Origin of the sequence: Pedobacter sp. Leaf250, from assembly GCF_920984735.1 — a bacterium.
GTDB lineage: Bacteria > Bacteroidota > Bacteroidia > Sphingobacteriales > Sphingobacteriaceae > Pedobacter.
The window spans coordinates 147,733-166,214 of sequence record NZ_CAKLBU010000001.1; the positions used below are offsets into that span (position 1 = coordinate 147,733).

General features: G+C 35.8%; 20 protein-coding genes. 10 read left to right on the forward strand and 10 right to left on the reverse strand.

Annotated elements, in window-relative coordinates; translation table 11 throughout:
* The first annotated feature begins 106 nt into the window (after window positions 1-106).
* Both LUA91_RS00765 and arsC read left to right on the forward strand, forming a co-directional pair.
* Entirely contained in the window at window positions 107-697 is a 591-nt protein-coding gene (locus LUA91_RS00765) for a DUF502 domain-containing protein (protein WP_231424044.1), read from the forward strand.
* An 11-nt stretch (window positions 698-708) separates the two neighbouring features.
* Window positions 709-1,053 carry an arsenate reductase (glutaredoxin) gene (gene arsC / locus LUA91_RS00770; RefSeq protein ID WP_231424045.1) on the forward strand — a complete coding sequence of 115 codons (345 nt, stop codon included), beginning with the start codon at window positions 709-711 and terminating at the stop codon, window positions 1,051-1,053.
* A gap of 3 nt (window positions 1,054-1,056) precedes the next feature.
* Here the strand turns inward: arsC and LUA91_RS00775 are convergent, their stop codons facing one another.
* The 4 genes from LUA91_RS00775 to LUA91_RS00790 form a co-directional block, all read right to left on the reverse strand.
* Entirely contained in the window at window positions 1,057-1,551 is a 495-nt protein-coding gene (locus tag LUA91_RS00775; RefSeq protein WP_231424046.1) for a hypothetical protein, read from the reverse strand.
* A gap of 46 nt (window positions 1,552-1,597) precedes the next feature.
* Window positions 1,598-2,056: a hypothetical protein gene (locus tag LUA91_RS00780; protein WP_231424047.1), complete on the reverse strand. Its 459-nt coding sequence runs from the start codon at window positions 2,054-2,056 to the stop codon at window positions 1,598-1,600.
* Window positions 2,057-2,274: 218 nt separating this feature from the next.
* A complete protein-coding gene (locus LUA91_RS00785; protein ID WP_029289075.1) occupies window positions 2,275-2,982 on the reverse strand; it encodes a TIGR00730 family Rossman fold protein in 708 nt (235 codons plus the stop codon).
* Between the two features lie 18 nt (window positions 2,983-3,000).
* Window positions 3,001-4,509, reverse strand: coding sequence for a sodium:solute symporter (locus LUA91_RS00790; protein WP_231424048.1), 1,509 nt, complete (start codon window positions 4,507-4,509; stop codon window positions 3,001-3,003).
* A gap of 328 nt (window positions 4,510-4,837) precedes the next feature.
* On the opposite strand from LUA91_RS00790, the gene recR reads away from it, so the two are divergent.
* From recR to LUA91_RS00810, 4 genes are all read left to right on the forward strand, one after another.
* Window positions 4,838-5,455 carry a recombination mediator RecR gene (gene recR / locus LUA91_RS00795; protein WP_231424049.1) on the forward strand — a complete coding sequence of 206 codons (618 nt, stop codon included), beginning with the start codon at window positions 4,838-4,840 and terminating at the stop codon, window positions 5,453-5,455.
* 71 nt (window positions 5,456-5,526) lie between these two features.
* Window positions 5,527-6,267 (forward strand): phosphatidylinositol-specific phospholipase C/glycerophosphodiester phosphodiesterase family protein, encoded by a 741-nt coding sequence (locus tag LUA91_RS00800; RefSeq protein WP_231424050.1) that lies wholly within the window; start codon window positions 5,527-5,529, stop codon window positions 6,265-6,267.
* 50 nt (window positions 6,268-6,317) lie between these two features.
* Window positions 6,318-7,136: an SDR family oxidoreductase gene (locus tag LUA91_RS00805; RefSeq protein WP_231424051.1), complete on the forward strand. Its 819-nt coding sequence runs from the start codon at window positions 6,318-6,320 to the stop codon at window positions 7,134-7,136.
* Between the two features lie 177 nt (window positions 7,137-7,313).
* Complete coding sequence (locus LUA91_RS00810; protein WP_231424052.1) at window positions 7,314-8,153, forward strand: alpha/beta hydrolase; 840 nt, start codon at window positions 7,314-7,316, stop codon at window positions 8,151-8,153.
* A gap of 26 nt (window positions 8,154-8,179) precedes the next feature.
* Here LUA91_RS00810 and LUA91_RS00815 read toward each other — a convergent pair whose 3' ends face one another.
* The 3 genes from LUA91_RS00815 to LUA91_RS00825 form a co-directional block, all read right to left on the reverse strand.
* On the reverse strand, window positions 8,180-8,758 hold the full coding sequence (locus LUA91_RS00815) for an alkylphosphonate utilization protein (RefSeq protein WP_231424053.1): 579 nt from the start codon (window positions 8,756-8,758) through the stop codon (window positions 8,180-8,182).
* 155 nt (window positions 8,759-8,913) lie between these two features.
* Window positions 8,914-9,852 carry a citrulline utilization hydrolase CtlX gene (ctlX, locus tag LUA91_RS00820; RefSeq protein WP_231424054.1) on the reverse strand — a complete coding sequence of 313 codons (939 nt, stop codon included), beginning with the start codon at window positions 9,850-9,852 and terminating at the stop codon, window positions 8,914-8,916.
* A 90-nt stretch (window positions 9,853-9,942) separates the two neighbouring features.
* On the reverse strand, window positions 9,943-11,388 hold the full coding sequence (locus LUA91_RS00825) for an arginine deiminase family protein (protein WP_231424055.1): 1,446 nt from the start codon (window positions 11,386-11,388) through the stop codon (window positions 9,943-9,945).
* Between the two features lie 293 nt (window positions 11,389-11,681).
* Between LUA91_RS00825 and argS the strand changes: the two genes are divergently transcribed.
* The 3 genes from argS to LUA91_RS00840 all read left to right on the forward strand — a co-directional run bounded on the left by argS (window position 11,682) and on the right by LUA91_RS00840 (window position 14,964).
* Complete coding sequence (gene argS, locus LUA91_RS00830) at window positions 11,682-13,454, forward strand: arginine--tRNA ligase (RefSeq protein WP_231424056.1); 1,773 nt, start codon at window positions 11,682-11,684, stop codon at window positions 13,452-13,454.
* A 95-nt stretch (window positions 13,455-13,549) separates the two neighbouring features.
* On the forward strand, window positions 13,550-14,314 hold the full coding sequence (locus LUA91_RS00835) for a TSUP family transporter (protein ID WP_231424057.1): 765 nt from the start codon (window positions 13,550-13,552) through the stop codon (window positions 14,312-14,314).
* A 2-nt stretch (window positions 14,315-14,316) separates the two neighbouring features.
* A complete protein-coding gene (locus LUA91_RS00840) occupies window positions 14,317-14,964 on the forward strand; it encodes a DNA-3-methyladenine glycosylase (RefSeq protein ID WP_231424058.1) in 648 nt (215 codons plus the stop codon).
* 84 nt (window positions 14,965-15,048) lie between these two features.
* On the opposite strand, the gene LUA91_RS00845 is transcribed toward LUA91_RS00840, so the two are convergent.
* From LUA91_RS00845 to LUA91_RS00855, 3 genes are all read right to left on the reverse strand, one after another.
* Window positions 15,049-15,249, reverse strand: coding sequence for a YtxH domain-containing protein (locus LUA91_RS00845; RefSeq protein WP_231424059.1), 201 nt, complete (start codon window positions 15,247-15,249; stop codon window positions 15,049-15,051).
* Between the two features lie 71 nt (window positions 15,250-15,320).
* On the reverse strand, window positions 15,321-15,839 hold the full coding sequence (locus LUA91_RS00850; RefSeq protein WP_231424060.1) for a protease: 519 nt from the start codon (window positions 15,837-15,839) through the stop codon (window positions 15,321-15,323).
* Window positions 15,840-15,852: 13 nt separating this feature from the next.
* Complete coding sequence (locus tag LUA91_RS00855) at window positions 15,853-16,977, reverse strand: AI-2E family transporter (protein WP_370633578.1); 1,125 nt, start codon at window positions 16,975-16,977, stop codon at window positions 15,853-15,855.
* 419 nt (window positions 16,978-17,396) lie between these two features.
* On the opposite strand from LUA91_RS00855, the gene LUA91_RS00860 reads away from it, so the two are divergent.
* Entirely contained in the window at window positions 17,397-18,479 is a 1,083-nt protein-coding gene (locus LUA91_RS00860; RefSeq protein WP_231424061.1) for an efflux RND transporter periplasmic adaptor subunit, read from the forward strand.
* Window positions 18,480-18,482: the final 3 nt, after the last annotated feature.

The following is an 18,482-nucleotide window of genomic DNA, read 5'->3' on the forward strand; positions in this document are numbered from 1 at the left end:
GCTATATGCAGATTATAAATGATGCTAACAAATGAACTAATGATTAAATGAACAAATGAACTTTCAAACCAATGAAATATTGAACATTTTTGAATAAGTTTGCATCATGAACAAAGTTGGCAAGGCTATTTTAAACTATTTAATTAAAGGTTTATTAATTGTTGTGCCCATTGCTGTGAGTATTTTCATTGTGGTTTGGGCGGTTACGACAGTAGATAGTTGGTTAAACGTAAACAACATACTTGGCGTTAATCCAAAAACAGGCGAAAGTAGAAATATACCCGGTTTGGGCTTGCTTACCGTTTTAACAATCATTTTATTGGCTGGTATATTTGTAACCAATTTGGTAACAGAACCCATGTACAATTGGTTTCAACGTGTAATGCACCGCTTGCCGCTCTTAAATTTTATTTATTCATCCATTAAGGATTTAACCGAAGCATTTGTTGGTGACGAAAAGAAATTTAATCACCCTGTGATAGTTGAAGTAGAAGGCGGAATGAGAAAAATTGGATTTTTAACTCAAAACGATTTACACAAGCTCGAATTACCGGATGATGTTGCGGTATATTTTCCGTTATCGTACTCATTTGCCGGACAACTTTGTATTGTAAAAAGGGACAAGGTTAAAGATTTAAAAATGAGTGCTGCTGATGCCATGAAATTGGTAGTGAGTGGCGGCGTAAGTGGACTTTAAATTTTCAAAAAATGATTCAGATTTATCATAATAATAGATGTACCAAAAGCCGCCAGGCTTTACATGAGCTGGAGAATACTGGAAAAGATTTTGAGGTTATTTATTATTTAGAAACTCCACCTACCAAGATACAATTAGCTGAATTAATTAAAAAACTCGGTGTAAAACCGTTTGAGCTTATCCGTAAAACGGAGAAAATTTATATCGATAATTTTAAAGGTAAAACCCTGAGTGATTCAGAATGGATTGATGCAATGGTAGAAAATCCTATTCTGATCGAAAGACCCATTGTTATATCCGGAGATAAGGCTGTAATTGCCAGACCAACAGAGCGGATTGATGAAATTATTGGCTAGTAGTTAAAAAACATTCCTCATAAACGACATGAAGATTACTATCAAAACCATGGCGTAAATAATTCTTGTATAATATTCACGAATAAACAAACCAACAAAAATTAAAATATCATCATCAATATTGCTGTGAATCAGTCCAGTGCTTGATGATGAATTATAAATAATTTGTTTATCCGTGTGGTTGTTAAGCGACCATCGGCTAAGCCAGCTATTTTGAAAACTCCAATCGAAATTTTCGCCATTTGCAAAGGTGATTTTGGCTTTAAAGGCTAGCCAATCGTACTTAATGGTTGCCAAAACCTCATGATTGCTATTGAAAATTTTAGTTTCAGGATTACTGTAACCATCACTTCTTAACAAATAAATTCCTTGTTGGGTAGTGGCAATGGCAGAATTTTTTAAAGAACTAAAATTTATCGAAAATTTTAAGTATGCGTTTTCAAATACTTGATAATTACTATCAAATAACCCTTTTCTCCAGTTTAATATTCTTTCCATTTCACGGGGTTTTAATTTTTAATTATGTTAGCTCATTTACAATTAATTAGGCCGCGGCTGCAGCTCTTCTATTGTAGATTTGTTTAATAAATAGTCCAGCAATAATTAACAATCTATTATCAGTATCAGCCATTATTGAGCCTACTCTGCTTTTGGCACTGTAAGTAATATTCACATTGTTGTTATTGGATAATATCCATTCTGATTTCCAAAAACTGGTCGATTTCCATTCATACTGTTCTCCAGATTCCATGTTAATTATAGCCTTAAATTTCCAGGCATCATATGTTATACTGCCAATAACCTGATCAGTTTTTCGGTTAATGATATTCGTTTTTGATTTCCAAAAGCCAACATTAGTAAAAAAATAATTTTCGTTTTCCAATGTGGTTTCTGCATCACTCTTCCAGGTAGCAAATGTAATCGCACCTTTCTGTACACCATCAATAAACAATTCAAAATTCGAATTGTACCAATTGCTTTTCCAGGTAATAAACTTTGCCATTCAAATTATGTTTTACTTTAGATGATGGTTATGTAGAGTTGTTACATCAAAAAATTATTCATAAAAAAAGTGCCTACAGGGTAAGCACTTTTTATAATTATCAAAATCTGGATAAACCAAAAGGTAAAACCTTAAAATGTTGATCTAACTTTTTTGCCACTAAAATCCTGAAAATCTTATAATCCTAGTCAAAATCCTTTAATCCTGATCTAATCCTATTAAAAATTCGGTTTAAGTACATATTTATCGTAGAACCTGAAGATATGTTCTGCAGCTTCTTCAGCAGTATCAACCAAACGGAATAAGTTTAAATCTTCTTCATGGATGTTGTGTTCTTTCTGCAACATTGTTCCCTTAATCCAATCAATTAATCCACTCCAATAATCTTTTCCTAATAACACAATTGGGAAACGGGCAATTTTACCTGTTTGAATCAAAGTTAGTGCTTCGAAAAGTTCATCCATGGTACCAAAACCGCCTGGAAGAACCACAAAACCCTGACTATATTTCATGAACATTACTTTGCGAACGAAGAAATAATCAAATTCCAATAATTTGTTGTGGTCGATATATTTATTGTGAAATTGCTCAAATGGCAATTCGATATTTAAGCCTACTGATTTACCACCATTGGTATGCGCACCTTTGTTTCCAGCTTCCATAATACCTGGTCCGCCACCCGTAATTACGCCATAACCACGGTCGGTTAACAATTTACCACATTGTTCGGCCAATTGATAATATCTGTTAGTTTCTGCAGTACGGGCAGAGCCATAAATGGTAACACATGGACCGATTTTAGCCAATTTCTCAAAACCATCGACAAATTCGGCCATTATTTTAAAAATCTGCCAAGAATCTGTTACTTTAATTTCCTGCCAATCTTTATTTTCAAAAGCACTTCTAATTTTTTCTTCACTCGTCATATTTACTGTATTCTAATATTAAAATTTGGTTTGCGCATCAGTTTTTTTGCTGATGAAAAGCAAGCCGATAAATGTGATTAAACCGTTAATTAAAATCAGTTCAACACTAAAAACATAACCACCCAATATTTCTTTGGAATAGCTTGAAAGCAAGTAACATAAAAAAGGCGATAAAATGCAAACTATCGGCACTAATTTATCATGCAAACCTCGTTTTTTCACAAACAAACCAAAACTGTAAAGCCCCAAAAGTGGTCCGTAAGTGTAAGATGCGATGGTAAAAATTAAACTCACTACCGATGAACTATTAAAAGCGTTGATAACAATAATTACTAAAAACATTAAGATAGAAAATGCTACGTGAACAGTGTGGCGTTTTTTTACAGCATCTTTAGCATTAACATTTTCCGCTTTAGCCATACCTAAAAAGTCTACACAAAATGAGGTTGTTAATGCAGTAAGCGCCGAATCGGTTGTGGCAAAGGTTGCTGCCGTTAATCCCAACATAAATATAATTGCCGGTACAGCACCCAAATTATTCAAAGCAATTTCAGGAAACAATAAATCTGTTCGTGGTTTGCCTGTAATGTGATCCAATGGAATATCGATGCCGTTTTTGGCAGCAAAAATGTACAATAGTGCACCAACACTTAAGAAGAAAACATTCAGAATAACGAATACACCTGTAAAAGTAAACATGTTTTTCTGCGCTTCTTTAATGGTGCTCATGCTTAGATTTTTCTGCATTAAATCCTGGTCTAAACCTGTCATGGCGATGGTGACGAAAATACCACCAATAAATTGCTTGCTGAAATACCATTTGTTGGTTAGGAAATCATCCCAGAAAAATATTTTGGAATAACTGCTATCTTTTATGGTTTCAAATGCCTGTGGGATATTGAAGTTTAAGCTGTTGCAAATGAAATATATGGTTAGGAAAACTGATAAAACTAGGAAAAACGTTTGCAAGGTATCGGTAATGATAATGGTTTTTAAACCTCCTTTAAATGTGTACGACCAAATTAAAGCCAACGAAATGAGAACAGTTAACCAAAATGGAACACCGTAGTTATCGAAAATGAAACGCTGTAGTACAATAACAACTAAATATAATCGGGTTGCCGAACCCAATGTTCTACTTAAAAGAAATATCGATGCTGCGGTTTTATAGCTGTAATGCCCCAAGCGTTGCTCAATGTAACTGTAAATAGAGGTCAACCTCATCCGGTAATAGAGTGGCAGCAGCACTGTACAAATAATAATAAACCCAACTGCATTCCCTAAAACAAATTGAAAATATTGAAACTGGTTACCTGCTGGTGCACCAACCTCACCTGGTACTGAAATAAAAGTTACGCCCGAAAGTGCTGTACCAATCATCCCGAATGCTACCAAATACCATTTTGAGTTTCTATTGGCAACGAAAAATGAATTGTTATCTGATGAATCTTTAGAGGTTACAAATGAGATGATAATCAGCAATAAAAAATAGCCGATTAAAAAACACAATAGGATGGTTGGCGACATAGTTTTGTTTTAAGGTGTTAAATGTAAGAAATTACTTATTAGTAAAGAAGTTCATTGTTTCATTTGTCGGTAGCTCATTAGTTCATTAGTCATTAGTTCATTGGGTGCAGGTTCATTAGTTATTGGTTGCAAAGTTGATTGGTCCATTCGTTAAATATTCAACGGTTTATTCTTTCACAAGAATTTTAATTGACTGTATCTATTTTTTGCATCCAAACTAATGGCTAATGAACCAATGACTAATGAACTAATTACCTGAACTAAAAAACCAAAGCACTAAAAAACCAAAGCACTAAAAAACCAAACAACTATTTCATATTTTTGTAACATGAATTTTTCATCCAAACTGCTTGAAGATGCAGTAAACGAATTCTCGAAATTACCAGGTGTAGGGCAAAAGACGGCGTTGAGATTAGTATTACATCTTTTAAATAAAGAACAGGAGGAGGTTAACCAGTTTGGAAATACGTTGATAAAACTGAAACAGCAGATTAAAAATTGCAGTATTTGTTATAACATTTCCGATCATACGGTTTGCGAAATTTGTACCTCACACAAGCGTGATAAAGAAACCATTTGCGTGGTAGAAGATACTCGAGATGTAATGGCGATTGAGAATACAGGTCAGTATTTTGGGGTTTACCATGTTTTGGGTGGATTAATTTCTCCTATGGATGGCATAGGCCCTACAGATTTATATATTGATGGCTTAGTACAAAGGGTTTCAACTGGCGAAATTAAAGAAGTAATATTGGCACTAAGCCCAAATATGGAGGGTGACACCACACTTTTTTATCTCTACAAACGATTAAAAGATTTTAATGTTCCTGTAACTACGATTGCCAGAGGTATTGCTTTTGGTGGCGAGCTGGAATACACCGATGAAATTACCTTGGGTCGTTCGATAATTACCCGCGTGCCTTATGAAACTGCAATGATGAAATAGAGTAGGATTTCTAATATTTAAGGATTTTCAAGATCATTAATAAAAACCAAACAACAAATTAACCAAAATAAATGACAAAGCATTTTACGGTTTTCTTCACATTCTTGATCTTTGGTTTTGCGTTAAAAGCACAGGTAAAAATCCATTCCCATAACGATTATACCCATCAAAATCCTTTTTACGAAGCAGTAGAAAACAACACTTTTTCTATTGAAGCAGATGTTTTTTTAGTTGGCGATTCGTTAATGGTTGCGCATAGCAAGAGGGAAATTAAGTCAGGCAATACTTTGGAAAATCTTTACTTGAAGCCGATTGCGGCTTTATCAAAAACGAATAAGTTTTACAGCTTTCAGCTGATGATTGACTTTAAAGATAGCTGGACATCCACTTATCCCATTCTACAAAAATCTTTGAAACCATATCAGAAATATTTTTTAAAAGGAAATAAAAAAGTTACCGTTGTCATTAGCGGCAACCGACCATCAGATTCCACCTTTCATAAGTATAAAGACATAAGTTTTGATGGCTTGCCAAATGTGAATTATTCCGAAAAAGCTTTGAAAAAAGTAACAATGATTAGCGATAATTTTGCAAAATACTCTAGGTGGAAAGGTGTGGGCGAGATTTCCGAAGCAGACAAGCTGAAGTTAAAGCAGGTGATTGATCAGGCTCATGAAATTGGGAGACCTTTTCGCTTTTGGGGTGCTCCAGATAATGAGGCTTGCTGGAAATTATTGCATGATTTAGGTGCCGATATCATTAATACCGACAAAGTTGCGGAGGCAACAAATTATTTTAAACCACTAAATTAGTTTTTGAGAATGGGTATTAATACTTGATTCTCGCTACTTGATACTATAAAATGAACTTAAAAGATAAAGTAATCATCATTACCGGCGCATCAAGCGGAATTGGAAAAGCCTGTGCTGAAGAGTTTGCTAAACGTGGTGCAAACTTGGTTTTGGCCGCTCGTCAGTATGTTACCCTTTGCGAAATCACGGCAGATTTAGAAAAAAAATATAATATCAGAGCAGTTGCTGTTCAGGCCGATGTGAGCAAAGAAGCAGATTGCGAACTGATTATTAAACAAACCTTGGTTTCTTTCCAGAAGATTGATATTCTGGTGAACAACGCTGGTTTATCTATGCGGGCTTTATTTAATGATTTAGATTTATCAGTGATAAAAAACCTGATGGATGTTAACTTCTGGGGAACAGTTTACTGTACAAAATATGCGTTGCCAGAAATTCTAAAAACTAAAGGAACAGTGGTTGGGATTTCTTCCATTGCAGGTTACCGAGGTTTGCCCGGAAGAACAGGTTACTCGGCATCTAAATTTGCGATGAATGGCTTTATGGAATCTTTACGTACTGAATTGCTAAAAACCGGTGTAAATGTTTTGGTTGCTTGTCCGGGATTTACCACTTCAAACATTCGCGTTGCGGCTTTGGCTAAAGATGGTATGGCTCATGGTGAAACCAGTATGGAAGAAGGAAAAATGATGACATCGGAAGAAGTAGCCAGTATTATTGCTAATGGCATTGAGAAACGCAAGCGTACATTAGTAATGACAGGGCAAGGGAAATTAGCCGTTTGGATGAATAAATTGTTTCCTGCTTTTGTAGATAAAAAGGTTTTTGATTTGTTTGCGAAAGAAAAGAATCCGCTGATAGAAAAGTAAAATGTAAGATGGAACAGGTAAAATGGAAAATGTAGATATATAATGGAATGAACTTTCAGCGAAAGTCAATAAGCATTTTCAGCCATCCTCCATTTTACATCATACATCTTCCATCCATAAAATCCACACTTACAACAATTTCGTTTGTTACTATTGAATGGATAAACCATTTTGAATATGATAAAATACCTTGTTTTAGTAATGCTATTGTTTCAAACCATTTTATCTTCTGCACAAGTAAAAACAGCAAAAAACATTAATTATGCTGGCAATGCTGAAGAAAAGAATACACTGAATATCTACTATAAAAACGATTCTATAAAAAATAAACCAGTATTAATTTTCATTCACGGCGGTTCCTGGAGTAGCGGTAAAAAAGAAACCTATTGGTGGTTGGGTAGAAATTTCGCCAGGAAAGGCATTGTTACCGTAATAATTAATTATCCCTTGGCTCCAAATGCTGAATATCAAAAAATGGCTAACGACTGTGCTTTGGCAGTAAAATGGGTAAAGGAAAACATATCTGATTATAGCGCTAGTCAAGAGAAAATCTTTGTAATGGGTCACTCGGCTGGTGCGCATTTGGTTGAATTAATTAACGCTGATCCAAAATATTTTCAGCATGCAGGAATCAAAAATCCGATTAAGGGAATGATACTTAATGATCCATTCGGATTAGATATTTATGAATATTTAACCGAAGCTGAAAAAGATAATTACTATTACGATTTTTTAAGAACTTTTACTGATAAACCTGCAGTTTGGAAATTAGCCTCACCTTTGGATTATGTAAACAATATTAAAAACCCTCATTTGCTTTTTTATGGAAGCAAAACTTATGATGCCATAAAAATACAAACACCAAGATTGTACGAAAAGCTTAAAGCAAATAATATTCCTGTTGAGATAAAGGAAGTTAAAGGTAAAAGCCACGTGCCAATGATTAGTCAGATGATATTTGGTGGAAATAATTTGTATAAAGATATTGTAGCGTTTATTAAGAAAACATCTTCTTAAAGCACTTCATTATTTATTTTAATGTCTTAACCTTTTCTTAAATATTTGGTTAGAATCACAATGGTTTGGCCTTCAACTTTACCTTCGATTTGTTCGGTATTGTCATGAACCAACCGGATGTTTTTAACCACTGTACCCAATTTAGCACTTAGCGTTGAGCCTTTAACATCGAGTGTTTTAACTAAAACTACAGTATCGCCTTCGTATAAACGGGTGCCGTTGCTATCCTGATGAAATTCTACCGTTCCATCTAATTCATGATCGCCAGTTTTTTTTGCCCACTCCAAAGTTTCATCTTCCAGGTATAAAATATCCAGACTATCTGATGCCCAACCTTCATTTCTTAACCGGCTTAGCATTCGCCAGGCCACCACTTGCACAGGTGCAAATTCCGACCACATCGTTTCATTTAAAATTTTCCAATGGCTGGTATCAAGTTGCTCTGTTTTTTCAATTTGATCTAAGCAAGTTTTACAAATTAAGATGCTATTATCGCTATTGGCATTGCTGGTTGGCGGAACTTCATAAATGCTTAAATGGTTTTCTGAATTGCATAATTCGCATTTGTTGCCTGATCTTGTTTGTAATTGTTGTGCTAAAGACATATTGATTGCTTGATTTTTGGCGAATGTAATAAAACTATTCAGAATGGATTGTTCGGTTTGGAAAGTATAATTTTCCGCAGATTAAAATGATCTACGCAGATAATTAGGTTCTCTGCGCAATCTGCTAAATCAGCGGGAGCAAAATAACGTCTTAATTACTTCACAGGCAAATGGATCTCCGCCAACATGCATCTTGCACTGCCACCGCCATTTTTTTCAATGGTGTAAATTGGCGCATAAATAATCCTTGCATATTTTTCTAGCAAACTAATTTGATTTTGTGTTAATGATAGAAAAGCTTGCTCCGACATCACCAATAAACTTTCTCCACCTTGATTAGCAACCTGCAGCATATTGCCAGCAAAGTGGTTCATCTGCTCAAAGCTTATGGTGATGATTTCCTTACCAGTTGATAAGAGTACTTTTCTTACAAAATCGCGTTCGTGCAAATTTGGAATAGAATCAAGACAAATGACAGCAAAATGATCTCCGATACACATCATAACATTGGTATGATAGATTGGGAAACCACTAGAATCAACCGAATTAAATATAACTGATTTATATCCAGCTAACTGACAAAAATTATTAAATGCCTCCACCTCGGTACGGATGCTTAAGCAAGCGTAAGCAATTTTATTTACACGATCCAGAACCATGCTTCCTGTGCCTTCAAGAAAAATATCAGCAGTTTCGTAAAAGCTTAAATCGCTGATATAATTTAGCTCAAATTTTTCTGCAAGTTCATCTAAAATTTCTCTTCTACGCTCTAATCTGCGGTTTTCGGAAAACATTGGATATAGAAAAACAGAACCATCTTCATGAAAGGAAATCCAGTTATTTGGGAATATAGAATCAGGTGTTTCGGGCTGTAAAGTATCATCTACAACTTTAACATCTACACCGTTTTTCCGCAAAAGATCAACAAAACCATCAAACTCTTTCAAAGCCTGGCTCTGTACATCGCTTTCTTCAGAAGCTACTTGAAATTTATTGTTACCGGCGGTTTGCTCGTTGAATTTAAAATCAACCGGGCGAATCATAAGGAGGTGGTGGGTAGTTTGCATGCTTTGGTTCAATAGTTCATTGGTCATTTGTTCATTATTTTCAATAGCCTACTAACTCATTGCGCCCACGGATTTAACCGCCATAACTAATGAACTAATATGCCAATGACTAATGAACTATAAATTGTCTCTCAAAATCGGTAAACTCATACAGTGAAAACCTCCCCGGGCACGAGAAAGTTCTGCTGATGGCATTAGAATTAAGGTGTCGGTGATGGTTTCTGCATCTGCGTTTCCGCTTTCCAAATCCTGGATTAAGTCTTTCACGTCGACCACATTAAAACCAGCAGCTTTAAAAGCTTCAACGGTTTTATCATTTCTATCGTAGCCCAAAACAACACCTTCTTTTATGGCTAGCAGGTTACATGAGTCCGTCCACTGTTCCCTCGAATCGTAAGGAAACTGATTATTTCCGCTGTAGATAATTTTGGTTGGCTCGCTGCTTTTTAAATCATTCTGACTGATATCATTCAACAAAGCCTCTACATGTTCGAAATGTTTAGGTTCCTGTGGATTAGCTTTTGTAAACTGAATGGCAGTGGTTGCCTCTAGTTTTTCTGGTTCTTTTAAAAAGTTAATCGGTTCGTATAGATTGTATTTTGGCGATTGCGCAATCGAGTTTAAAATCACCCAAGTATTGCGTTTAACTTGCGTGAAAACCGTGTCCAAATGCATATAATCACGTTTACTTGGGATTTTTACCACTGTTACTTTCTCCACTACATCGTTGTCAAATAACAGTTTTATTGCTTCATTTGCTCCGTGTTCGGATGTTCTTTCGCTGCAGCCAATTAATACGTGATTTGGGCTAACCATCATTACATCGCCACCTTCTAATGTAGTGCTAAATGCAGGTTCATCACCTGGACGCAAAAAGTGCATGGTTACATCTGGAATTTCGAGTACATTATTCTGGTAATCAGCAAACACTGGATGATTGAAAAATATGTAGCGCATTAAAAGCGTTTCGCGAACGCGGGCTTTTTTTGCTGGTTTGTTTAATAAAATGTGATTATTGATGGTGGTACCCACATCACGTGTGAAAATCAAATTCGGGATGGGCGCAAAAATCATCGTGTCATTTGCCAAGGTTCCGGATATGAAAATTTCTGCCAGTTCTTTTGGATCAGTATTAGTCAATTCCATTTGCACTTTATAGGTACAACCCTCAATGGCACAAACTGCAGCCACTAATTTTTTACGGATGGATTCGTTTTGCAACATCTCGCTTAATAAATTCTGGATTTCTATTACCGATGTTGAATTATGGAAATCAGGGTGATTGGGTTTGTAAAAATTTCTGTTTCCCTCTTCCGAATCTATTTGAGCAAGCTTTCCTTTAATTTTTTCAGGATCAAGGAAATACATCAACAGTTTAATATAGTAATCGTATTCGCCTTTGCGGATAGTATCCAAGTGTACAATATCTTCAAAAAGCCAGTCTTGCGCCTTCGATGGCACTACTTTGCCCAAACCACTATCAGGACTATGAATTAATAATTTACGCAATGTTCCGATTTCGGTGTTTACGCTCACTTTAAAATTTGGATTTTGCTCGCTCATAAAATAAGTTAGTTATTGCAAATCTATCAGAAAAATTTAGATATGTGAATCGAGATAATAGTTTTGGGCAAGGCCTGCATCCTGAAGGTGGTTTCTTTGCAACAGCTTAAGGGCTTAAACCTCATTGAAGCGGCAGCTCCCGATTTTCGATTTTTCATCGAAAATCAATCGGGACTACAGCGAAAAGGAGGACTGTTTTAACCGATAAGCACTACAGCACCTTTCCAAATCCTTTTTAACTTGCTTTGAGCTTTGGTCTTTCAGCTTTCCGCTTTAATACCTATTTTTGCCCCATGAATTTTATTATTTCCGAAACACAGAAAGCCATCCTGGAACTTTATAAGGAAGAAGTTGCTGAAAGTGTAATCAATCTACAAGAAACCCGTAAAGAATTTGAGGGTCAGGCTACGATCGTTGTCTTCCCAATTACCAAAATATCTAAAAAGTCGCCAGAGCAAACTGCAAATGAAATTGGAGAATATTTGGTTGCGAATGTAGAAAATGTAACTAAATTCAATGTAGTTAAAGGCTTTTTGAATTTAAGCATTGCTGAAAGTTATTTCTTAAATCAATTTAATGAAGAAATTTTAGCTGCTGATTTCGGTATTTATCCATCGAACGGTAAAAAGGTTATGGTAGAATACTCATCGCCAAATACCAATAAGCCACTTCATTTAGGGCATGTACGTAATAATTTATTGGGTTATTCGGTTTCAGAGTTGCTTAAAGCCTATGGTTACGATGTTATTAAAGTGAATTTGGTTAACGATCGTGGAATTCACATCTGTAAATCGATGTTGGCCTGGCAAAAATGGGGCAATGGTGAAACGCCACAAAGTTCTAATTTAAAGGGTGATCACCTTGTTGGAAAATATTATGTAATTTTTGATAAGGAATACAAAAAAGAAATAGATGTTTTAAAAGCTGAAGGACAAACCGAGGAAGAAGCCAAGAAAAACGCTCCATTAATTAAAGAGGCTCAACAAATGCTTTTGAAATGGGAGCAAGGTAATGAGGAAGTGGTTTCACTTTGGAAAACCATGAACGAATGGGTTTATGCAGGTTTCAACGTAACGTACAAAAACCTCGGCGTAGACTTTGATAAGTTTTATTACGAAAGCAATACTTATTTATTAGGAAAAGATACGGTTGAGGAAGGCTTGGAAAAGGGCGTTTTCTTCAAAAAAGAAGATGGATCTGTTTGGATTGACCTGACTGCTGATGGCTTGGACCAGAAGCTGGTTTTACGTGCTGATGGTACTTCAGTTTACATTACGCAGGATTTAGGAACCGCTGAAATGAAATACGATGATTTCAAGATGGATGAGTCGATTTATGTGGTGGGGAACGAGCAGGATTATCACTTCAAGGTGCTGTTTTTAATCCTGGAGAAACTGGGTAAAAGCTGGGCAAAAGGGCTGTATCATCTATCTTATGGCATGGTTGATTTGCCAAACGGTAAAATGAAAAGCCGTGAGGGAACGGTTGTAGATGCTGATGAATTAATCGAAAGCATGGTAACAACTGCTCGTGAGAAAACTGAAGAATTGGGTAAAACCAACGATTTTAGCGAAGAAGATAAAGAAGCTTTGTACAAAAATATTGGTTTGGGCGCCTTGAAATATTTTCTTTTAAAGGTAGAACCGAAAAAACGTTTGCTTTTTAATCCTGCAGAAAGTATAGATTTCCAGGGAAATACAGGGCCATTTATTCAATATACACATGCAAGGATAAAATCTTTGTTAAGCAAAGCTGAATATCAATTGGAAGTTGGACGCGTGCAAACAGGAGAAATGTTGCCAGTAGAATTAGAAATGATTTTACAATTGGCTAAATATCCAACGGAAATTGCCATTGCTGCAAAAGCATACAGTCCGGCGAGTTTGGCCAATTACTTATATGAGCTGGCGAAATTATTCAATAAGTTTTACCACGAAGTGCCACCTATTGTTAAAACCGAAGCAGGGGAGACCAAACAATTCCGTTTAAACCTGTGCAAGAAAACTGCCGATATTATCCAAAAAGGAATGCTGATTTTGGGGATCACTTCTCCGGAGAGAATGTAAAATGGATGAGGGGTAATGGAAAATAGGAAAGGGATGAGAGGGAATGGAAAACTGAATAAGAGAAATGATCTTAAAATCCTTTAATCCTGACAATCTTGTTCAATGAATTGATTTTACTTTGCCTGGTGGCTTTCGCAGCAGGTTTTATAGATGCTATTGTTGGTGGCGGTGGTTTACTACAAACTCCTGCCACCTTACTCATTCTACCTCATTACCCGGTTGCAACATTACTTGGTTCCACTAAAATTCCATCAATCGCCGGAACAACATTAGCGGCTTTCAAATATTCCAAACAAGTAAAATTTAACCTGAAGGTTTTGGCAGCTTGCGCCAGTACTGCTTTCGCTTCAGCACTTTTTGGTGCGTTTCTGGTAAGCCGGATTGATAATTCAGTAATCAAGCCTGTTATTTTGGTGGTTTTGGTTTTGGTAGCGCTTTATACTTATTTTAATAAACAATTCGGTATTCATCAAGAGAAAAATCATTCTGTTAAAAAGCAGGTTTTAATGGCTGCGGTTTTTGGTTTGCTTATTGGTTTTTACGATGGATTAATCGGTCCTGGAACGGGATCTTTTTTAATATTGGTTTTTATCGCCGTGCTTGGTTTTGATTTTATAGGCGCCAGTGCTCACGCCAAAATTGTAAATATGGCTACCAATTTAGCGGCAATCATCTATTTTAGTTCTACCGGTCATATACTTTTTCAATATGCGATACCAATGGCGGTTTTTAACTTGGGCGGTGCTTATTTTGGAACAAGGCTGGCTTTATTAAAAGGCAATAAGTTTGTAAGAGTTTTTTTCTTAATCGTTGTTTTCGGAACGATATTGAGATTCGCATATGATATCATCATCAAATAAACATGTTTCAAACATTTGGCCCTAATGATTTTCACCAACTCTGCAATCTTTTAGCAGAAAAGGATGATGATTTAAGACTCATTCTTGAGCGATATGGGTACCCTCCATTATGGAGCAGGCCCAATACTTTTGAATCTTTAGTTCACATCATTCTGGAGCAACAAGTTTCCTTAGCATCAGCATTGGCAGCGCTCAATAAACTTAAAGCAGAAATAGGTGAAATTACGCCAGCAAGATTTCTGGAATTAAGTTCAGAAGCATTAAGGGCATGCTATTTCAGCAGGCAGAAAACGGTTTATGTTAGGGATCTTGCCGAGAAACTGCAGAACGGTGATATAGATTTATATCAACTGGAAATACTTCCTGATAATGAAATACGGGCTCAGCTGAAGCAAGTTAAAGGTATTGGAGATTGGACGGTAGACATCTACCTTATCTTTATTTTGCACCATACTGATATTTTTCCAACGGGTGATTTGGCGGCAGTAAATGCTTTAAAAAATTTGAAGAAACTTCCAAAGGGAACAACTAAAGAGGTATTACTGGATGTGGTATCGCATTGGAAGCCATATAGAACAATTGGACTTATGATGCTCTGGCATTATTATCTGGAAGAGAGAAAACCTGTTAATAGGAGAACATTAATATAAAAAAAAATGCATCGCTGGTTAAACCAACGATGCATCTTGCATTCCGCCCTAATGACTAATGACTAATGACTAATGACTAATGAACTAAATACCTAAATCTTCTTTAGCATATTCAGCTCTTTGAGAAAATTCATTCTTATAGCTTTTTGCCTTATCAACCCATTCCGGTGCTTGATCTTTTAGATCATCAATAATAGATTTTCCAGTAATTGGATCTTTTTTAGTTACGTATTTGAAGCCAGCGTAAACTGCTGCGCCTAATATTGCTGTTTTTAATAGTCCCATTTTCTTATCAATTTAATTTAATAATATAACATCAGACGCTTGGGAAAGGTTTTAATTACAAAGAATTAAAATTATTTTATAAGATTAACTTCCAAGCTATTCTTTACCACAATTCCGCTAATATTGGTCGCATTGTATTTGATGGTATATCGGCCTGGTTTATCAAGTAAAAATGCATCTGCTAAATTAAAATCTACGCTTGTACTATCACCCGGTTTCAAGGCGATGTAACTATCTGCAGGAGGCGGCATCATTCTTTTAGCCATTGCACCTTGGTAATTTGGCTCCGAACCATCCTCCATTGTTACATCTACGTATTTACTCATTAACTTTTCAAACGGAGTATGCCATTTGCAAAATTTCGCAGCAGTATCTGCATGGTTATATACTGTAAACTTTATATTAATCGGTTGACCAAGTTTTGCTGTAGAAATCAAAATCAATTTTCCCGTAATAACATCCGCAGGATCAACTTTTGTTTCATTAACCGTTACAGAATCAGTTTTATCATTTGCCGATTTTTGATTTGAAGTCCCACATGCTGCTAAAAAGATCGTGGCAACGAAAAGGAATGTGCTTAATTTTTTCATCTCTAATTTTCTATTAATCTTTTGCTGTACCGCTTTTTACAGGAACTGGTTTCTTTTTTCTGAACGATGGAAAGGTCATCGGGCTTTTGGCCGGACGTTCATCTCCTAATAAAACACCCCATTGTTTGAATATATCTGTACGATCGAAAATAATTTTCAATACTGCTACTATCGGTAATGCTAAAAACATACCCGATATCCCGGCAATGCTACCTCCAATAAATACACCTAAAATAGAGAACAACGCATTGATTTTAACTTTTGATCCTACAATTCGAGGCATTAAAATGTTATTATCTAAAAACTGTACGCCGGCTATTACACCCAATACAGTAATCACAGGCCAAATTTCTTGTGATGATGCAAGTGTTAACAATACGCCTATTACGTTTCCGATTAGTGCACCAACGTAGGGGATTAGATTTAAGATGGCGAATACTACACCAATCAGTAAAGCATGTTCGATACCAATTAACATCAAAATACCGCCCAATAGAACCGTCATGTAAGTAACTTGAATTAACAAGCCAACCAGGTAACTTTTGATGATGGATTCAGTTTCATAAATGGCTTCTTTCACCTTTGGATGATGATCGGGTTTGAACCACATAAATATAAAACGCAATAGGATGTCTTTATAAAAAAGCATCAAATAAATGTAGATTGGTAATAAACCAATAAAAACAAAAATTCCACTTAAAGTTACTGCGGCGCCACCTGCTAATGATGTGCCCATGTTCATCATGTCTTCACTTTTATCCTGAATAAATGCTTTTTGCTCTTTAGAATCGTATTGTGAAATTCTGCTGATCCAATCACTTAAAGAGTTGATGTGTTGAGTTACGTTGGCCTTAATCTGGGGGAAGTCGTTTACCAGTATCCCAATTTGATTGGAGAAAAACCATACAATCAACGCTACAAAAATAGCAACTAATAAGATAGGTAAAATAATCGCAAAGGTTTCCGGAACCTTTTTTCTTTTGAGAAAGCGATAGATAGGCAGCAGCATAATGCTGATGAAAAATGCCATTAATATTGGCATAATGATGTCGCGACCAATTACCAAAACAGCAACAAGTGCCATTAAGCCCAGTAATTCTATCGATCGCTTAACAGTTAGTGGTATATTATTCATCATAAATGGTTATTCAGATTTGAGAATTAAACACTATGGTAGTAAAAATGTTTTTAAATAAATTGGATCGTTCTAAATCTACTTTGTTTTTCATTTAAAGCATCTTTATTTTCTTAATCGGTCAATGTTGTAATGTGTTTAAAATCAATTAATAATCCATTATTTCTATCCCAGTAAATAAATATTTTCCACTTATATCTTGAATATTTCTGTATTGGCTATTTTCTTCATTCGCCGAAGCACTTAAATGATTAATTGGGGAAGTCAAGATAGAAGGAAAACCCATGCTAAAATCCAACTTCATTATAACTTCATAATTCTGCAGTTATTTCGCATTAGAATTTAAGAGGAACAAATATTAGTTCAGGATTTACCTCTTCATTTCCAAAAAAAATCAATCAGATAAAAAATCAAGTAAAACGATGAAAACAACTATCGTGTATTTCGGCCTGTTTGCGTTGCTCTTAGCAAGCGGGTGTAACCAGGAAAAAGAAGAAAAAGAAGAAGTGGCTACCTATGCCGCAACATCGCCATTAAGAATGGACACATCCTTTACCAAAGAATATGTTTCGCAAATTAAGTCGGTGCGAAATATCGAGGTAAGGGCACAAGAGAAAGGTTATCTGCAAAATATTTATGTTGATGAAGGTCAGCATGTGAAAGCAGGGCAGCTATTATTCAAAATTATGCCTAAAGCTGCTCAATCAGAGTTATTGAAAGCGCAAGCAGAAAAAAAATCAGCAGAAATAGAATTAGAGAACACTAAATTATTATCTGATAAAAATATTGTTTCAAAAAATGAACTGGCATTGGCTAAGGCAAAATTGCAATCATCCAATGCAGAAACCTCACTTGCCAAATTTCATTTATCCAATACTGAAATTAGGGCACCATTTGATGGCACCATCGATCGCATCCCTTTAAAATTAGGAAGTTTAGTTGATGATGGTGCATTGTTAACCAGTCTATCTGATAACAGTCAGGTTTTTGCCTATTTCAATGTTTCCGAACCCGAATATTTAAATTACCAAAGTGCCGCCAAGGCAAAAGGGCAACAGGAAGTGAGTTTACTTTTGGCCAATAATGAGATGTTAAAAACCAAGGGAAAAGTAGAAGTTATTGAAAGTGAATTTAATAATGAAACCGGCAATATCGCTTTTAGGGCTAGGTTTAATAATACTGATAATTTACTTCGCAACGGCGAAACCGGAAAAATCCAAATGGTAATGCCATTAAAAAATGCTTTGGTTATTCCACAGAAAGCCACTTACGATATACAGGATAAAACCTATGTTTTCGTAATCGATAAAAACAATAAAGTGCACTCAAGAGCCATTACTATTGTTGGCGACTTGCCAGATTTGTATATCGTTGGCGATGGCATCAGCACAGGTGATAAAATATTACTCGAAGGGGTACAGAAAGTGAAAGACGATGATAAAATTGCTTTCAAATTTCAGCAGCCGCAAGAAGTGATGAAACAATTGAGATTGAAAACAGAATAATCC